This is a genomic window from Streptomyces sp. H51 (assembly GCF_035656535.1).
GTDB lineage: Bacteria > Actinomycetota > Actinomycetes > Streptomycetales > Streptomycetaceae > Streptomyces.
The window spans coordinates 1-627 of the sequence record NZ_JAYMHD010000042.1 but is presented as its reverse complement, the minus strand read 5'-3'; the positions used below and the strand labels follow the sequence as shown (position 1 = coordinate 627).

Genomic DNA, 627 nt, shown 5'->3' with positions numbered 1-627 from the left:
TCATGGTCCGCACCCGCCAGGCCAAGATCGACGGCATCAGCGTGCCCGACCTGGAGGTCGACGACCCGCACGGCGCGACCGCCCTCGTGCTGGGCTGGGGCTCCACCTACGGCCCCGTCACCGCCGCGGTACGGCGCCTGCGCGCCGCCGGCGCACCCATCGCGCAGGCCCACCTGCGCCACCTCAACCCCTTCCCCAAGAACCTCGGCACGGTGCTGCGTTCCTACGAGCGCGTCCTGGTCCCCGAGATGAACCTCGGGCAGCTCGCCGGGCTCCTGCGGGCCGGGTACGCGGTCGACGTGGAGTCGCACACCCAGGTCAACGGCATGCCGTTCAAGGCGGAGCAGCTCGCCACGGCCCTCAAGGAGGCCCTCCATGCCCGCTGAAGCGCTGTCCCTGGTCCCGAGGAGCGAAGTCGCCCTCGCGGCGAAGGACTTCAAGTCCGATCAGGAGGTGCGCTGGTGCCCCGGCTGCGGTGACTACGCCATCCTCGCCGCGGTCCAGGGCTTCATGCCGGAACTCGGCCTGGCCCGCGAGAACATCGTCTTCGTCTCCGGCATCGGCTGCTCCTCCCGCTTCCCGTACTACATGAACACCTACGGGATGCACTCCATCCACGGCCGCGCC

2 pseudogenes are annotated in these 627 nt (G+C 70.5%); both read left to right on the top strand.

From position 1 onward, the window contains the following. Positions 1 to 386, top strand: a pseudogene (locus VKA29_RS12530) (2-oxoglutarate ferredoxin oxidoreductase subunit alpha); the annotation flags it as partial. Then, positions 376 to 627: pseudogene (locus tag VKA29_RS12525) on the top strand (2-oxoacid:ferredoxin oxidoreductase subunit beta); the annotation flags it as partial. The pseudogenes VKA29_RS12530 and VKA29_RS12525, both read left to right, overlap by 11 nt.